Source organism: Planctomycetota bacterium (genome assembly GCA_038746835.1).
GTDB lineage: Bacteria > Planctomycetota > Phycisphaerae > Tepidisphaerales > Tepidisphaeraceae > JBCDKH01.
On the sequence record JBCDKH010000249.1, the window covers coordinates 1 to 4,252 of the forward strand.

General features: G+C 64.8%; 5 protein-coding genes. All 5 read right to left on the reverse strand.

Features of this window, described 5'->3' with window-relative positions; all coding sequences use genetic code 11:
• The coding region (locus AAGI46_16025) for a hypothetical protein (GenBank protein ID MEM1013716.1) at positions 1 to 434 on the reverse strand (434 nt) is incomplete at its 3' end.
• A gap of 110 nt (positions 435 to 544) precedes the next feature.
• Entirely contained in the window at positions 545 to 1,183 is a 639-nt protein-coding gene (locus AAGI46_16030; protein MEM1013717.1) for a PIG-L deacetylase family protein, read from the reverse strand.
• A 14-nt stretch (positions 1,184 to 1,197) separates the two neighbouring features.
• Positions 1,198 to 2,154 carry a sugar phosphate nucleotidyltransferase gene (locus AAGI46_16035; protein ID MEM1013718.1) on the reverse strand — a complete coding sequence of 319 codons (957 nt, stop codon included), beginning with the start codon at positions 2,152 to 2,154 and terminating at the stop codon, positions 1,198 to 1,200.
• Complete coding sequence (locus tag AAGI46_16040) at positions 2,151 to 3,497, reverse strand: UDP-glucose/GDP-mannose dehydrogenase family protein (protein MEM1013719.1); 1,347 nt, start codon at positions 3,495 to 3,497, stop codon at positions 2,151 to 2,153. The genes AAGI46_16035 and AAGI46_16040 overlap by 4 nt, the downstream gene beginning before the upstream one ends.
• Positions 3,498 to 4,252, reverse strand: a 755-nt coding sequence (locus AAGI46_16045) for an NAD-dependent epimerase/dehydratase family protein (GenBank protein MEM1013720.1), incomplete at its 5' end; no start/stop codon positions are given.

A 4,252-nucleotide genomic window follows, 5' to 3' on the forward strand; every position in this document is an offset into this window, starting at 1 on the left:
AGACCGGGGTCGAGCCGGAAAGTCTCCCGCGCTAGCCAGCGGCTGATCTCCTTCATGTGCCCGCCCAGCCCAATGCCACCTCGGTACGCCAGCGGCATCACTTCGCCGGCACCAACAGGTCCCCAGACGAACGGCACGCCACGGCTGGCCAGCACAGCTGCGGGTGACGGCATCCACCAGCGGGAGAGTGACACGTGCTGCGCAACACTGAAACCGACCTCGCGGTGCAACTTGAGCGCCTCGCGAGCGGCGGCTTTGACCCATGCGTAGTAGTGAATGTTGAAGCCGAACGCCTTCGAGTCTGCCCACGATCGCAACGGCCGAACGACGTCGACGTAGCGCACGTGCATCGGCATGACACTCGCATCCCGGTTCCACTCGGCGATGCCCTTGTCGAGAGGCTCGCGATGTCGCGGGTGGGTCAGAATCCACACTGGGCGGTGTCGTGCGATCGCGCACGCGTTCTTCCAACCGATCGCGGCCTCGCTTCCGCGGCCAGGTTCGCAGCCGAACGCTGCCAGCAGCACATTCTCGCGTGGCGTTGTCACAGCAACGCCTTTCGACAGTGAAACGCCTCGGCGTAGCCGGTTGGCGACGCACACTCGAGCCCACGCAAACGCATCAGGCCCTTGAACGTTTCGTCGTCGAACCAGTGCTTGTCACGCTGAGACACAAACGTGTCCAGAAGTCGACACTTGGCGTCGACGTCCTCCTTTGTTGCCGGAGCGAAGACGTTGGGCTGTCCGAGATCGCCATCGTACTTGGCGATCTCGAAGTGGTAGATCAGGTGATCGCGAAACGTCTGCCCGACGACCTCGCCAAGAAGTCGATGGTCCTGGTGGGCGTCGTCGGGCCGATGCGTCAGCACGAGATCCGGCTCAAACGGCCGGGTTGCTGAGACGGCGAGCTTCACGTTCGACCAGTCGGCCGGAAGGTGCGCGTCGTGGAAATCGTGCGTCACGATCTCACACCCTTCGCGTCCGTCGAAGAGCTTGTTTGCCGAGGCAACCGCTTCGTCTCCGCGCATGTCGCGTCCGCACAGAATGTCGAACCGGACGACAAGGTCCGGGACGTCGCGTAGCAAGCGGATGAGCGTGGCACCGCAACCGATCTCCGGATCGTCGCTGTGCGCACCGATGACCAGCACGCGACGCAGCTTGGCAATGTTGGCGAGCCGGATCATTTGTGGAACGACCGCTATGCCGCAACAGAAGGCTTGGACGACTGGCGTGCGGCGACAGCGCGGTCACGCTCCTGGCGCTTCTCGGGTCGCCAGACTTCCCACGGGGCGTTGCCTTCCTGGTGCAAGCTGGACAGATGCTGCTGTTCCTTGAACGTATCCATCGCCGCAAAAAAGCCGTCGTGTTGCCATGCGGCCAGGCGGCCTTCGAACGCGAGGCGAGGCAGCGCATCGCCGACAAGATCTTCGCCTTCGCCCAAGACGTCGAAGAGCGACCGGTGCAGGCAGAAGTAGCCGCCGTTGATCCAGATGTCCTGCTTTTTGACGTCGTGCAGTCCGCGGACCGTGCCCTGCTTGTCTGTCTCGACGCAGTGGAACGACTGGCTCGGCCGGACCTTCATGAAGCTGGCAGCTGTCTCGTTCTGGGCGAACTTCTCCTGCGTGTCGGCGATCATGGCCGGGAGATCTAAGTCGCTCAGGCCATCGGCGTAGTTGGCCAGGAACCACTCGTCGTCGCCCAGGTACTCGCGGACCGCGGTCAGGCGTTCACCGATCTGGGCGTTTGTGCCGGTGTCGACAAAACCGATCGACCAGTCGCTGGTGTCATCGGTCACGAGGTCGACTTCGTGCCGAGCTGCGCCATCTGTTTGTCGACGTCCGACGCGTGAGCTGTTCTGCGGCTTCAGTACGAAGTCGTTGGTAACGGTCTCGTCGTAGTCGAGGAAGTAGCGCTTGATGACGTCTGCACCATGCCCGAGGCAGAGGATGAAGTCACGATGCCCGTAGTGGGCGTACCACCGCATGATGTGCCACAGCACAGGCCGGTAGCCGACGGGCACCATGGGCTTGGGGACGCGGTGGTCATAGTCGCGGATGCGAAGACCCTGTCCGCCGCAGAACAGCACGACTTTGAGCCCGCGCGGCTTGGGGGTCGTGTCGGTGCTTCCGGCGTGGCCGGGTCGGGGAGCGCTCATGCCGCACTCCTCATCGGCGGCTTGCCGGTGCGACTCAAGCCCACGCCGACGTAGTGGTCCACACTGTCCGGCGAGAGCAGCCGTCGCCCGTCGGCAACGACGGGCTGAGAGGCAAGTCCCGTAAGCCACGCCGGCAGTGCCTTGTACTCGGACCATGCCGTGCAGAGGATCACCGCATCCGTTGAACGGACGGCAGCCGCGGCATCGTCCGTCACGTCGATGCGGCCTTCGAAGCGCTCGCGTGTCGCCTCGTTCGCAAGCGGGTCGTGCGTCGTCACGACGGCACCGGCATCGAGCAACGCGTCGATGATCGGCTCGGCGGGGCTGGTTCGAAGGTCGCCGGTTCCCGGCTTGAATGCCGTACCGAGGACGACGACGCGCTTGCCGGTGAGCGTTCCGAGCTGTCGAGCGACACGATCGACCAGCGCGATCCCGCGGGTGTCGTTGGTCGTCGCGACCGCGTCGAGCATGCGTGGGATGCGATCGTTCTGACGCAGGAAACCGGCCAACGCTGCGACGTCTTTCGGCAGGCACGATCCGCCGTAGCCGCAGCCCGGCATGAGGAACGACGCGATCGGTGCCGTCGTGCCGTCGGTCGTGAGGTAGCGCGACAGGTGGACGCCGCGCATCACCTCGTTGGCATCGACGTCACCGGCCGCCTCGCACGCGTCGGCGACTTCGTTGGCGAAGCTGATGCACGTTGCGAGAAAGGCGTTGCTCGCGTACTTGATCGCCTCGGCCGTGGTCGGGTTGGTCTCGATGAGCGGGACACCTTCGAAGCCCGCGTGCAGATCGCGCAGTGCCTTGGCGACCACGGGGTCGCTTTCACCAAGCACAAGCCTGTCCGGCGACAGAAAGTCGTCGACTGCCGTGCCTTCGCTGAGAAACTCCGGGCAACTGCCGACGCCGAAGTCACAGCGGGCGTTCCGCGCGACGGCCTTGTGAAAGGAGTCGAGCGTGGTGCCCGGGACGCAGGTGCTCTTGAGAATCACCGACTTTCGCGGCCCGGACTCAAGCGCTGCTCCGACGTCCTGAGCGGCGCGAAGCACGTAGCTCAAGTCGATTCGCCCACTTCGCGCGTCGAAGGGCGTCGGCACGGCGACCATGACCAACTCGCTGCGAGCGACGGCGGCCGGCAGATCGGTCGTTGCTGTCAATCGATCAGGAACGTTGCGATCGAGCAGCTCCTGGAGACCCGGCTCGTGCAGGAACGCTCGCCCGGCGTTCACCGCCTCGACCTTGCGTTCGTCGACATCGACGCACACGACGTCGTGCCCGTGCTCCGCGTAGCAGGCGGCGCTGACGAGTCCGACGTAGCCGGTGCCGATGATCGTGACGTTCATCTAAACCGTCTCCTCATCCGTCGCCGGGTGTTCGGCGTACCAGGCGAGGAGCTTGCGAAGGCCTTCGTCGAGGCCGACTTGCGGATCGAAGCTGAGCTCTTCGCGGGCCTTGGTCATCACCGGGCAGCGGCGGTTCGGGTTGTCCTTGAGGTAATCGGCGTCGGGTGGTGGTGCGGTGACAACCTTGCCTGCGTAGTCGAAGAGGTCGCGACCGGCCTCCGCCATCGCACGAGCAAAGTCGCCGATGGCGACTTCCGGCTCTTCGATGCCGACGTTGTACGCCTCACCGTCTCGGCCGCTGGCGAGCACCTTGAAGTAACCGACGACGGCGTCCGAGACGTAGCAGAACGTCCGCGTGGCCGTGCCGTCGGAAAGCATTTCGATGTCGCGACCGGCGAGCACGTCGCGGGCGAAGTCGCTGACAACGCGGCGGTCGTCGAGCTTCAGGCCCGGGCCGTAGTTGTTGAACGGGCGAGCGACCTTGATCGGCAGGCCGTGATGCTTGGCCCAGACGACGCACATCGTTTCGCCGAAGCGCTTGGCCTCGTCGTAGCAGGCGCGGGGTCCGGTGCAGGAGACGTTGCCGCGGTAGTCTTCCGGCGTCGGGATGATCTCGGGGTCGCCGTAGATCTCGCTGGAGCTGTAGAAGAGGATGCCGCGCGGCTTGGTGCTCTGGCTTGCGGCGCGATCGAGCAGCCGACGCAGCCCGCCGATGTTGGCGTCGATCGTTTCGATCGGCTTAGCGCGGTAGAAGG

Excerpts from the sequence above, each read along its gene's own strand:
- AAGI46_16030 (MEM1013717.1), bottom strand. The coding sequence starts at position 1,183 with ATGATCCGGCTCGCCAACATTGCCAAGCTGCGTCGCGTGCTGGTCATC.
- AAGI46_16035 (MEM1013718.1), bottom strand. The coding sequence starts at position 2,154 with ATGAGCGCTCCCCGACCCGGCCACGCCGGAAGCACCGACACGACCCCC.
- AAGI46_16040 (MEM1013719.1), bottom strand. The coding sequence starts at position 3,497 with ATGAACGTCACGATCATCGGCACCGGCTACGTCGGACTCGTCAGCGCC.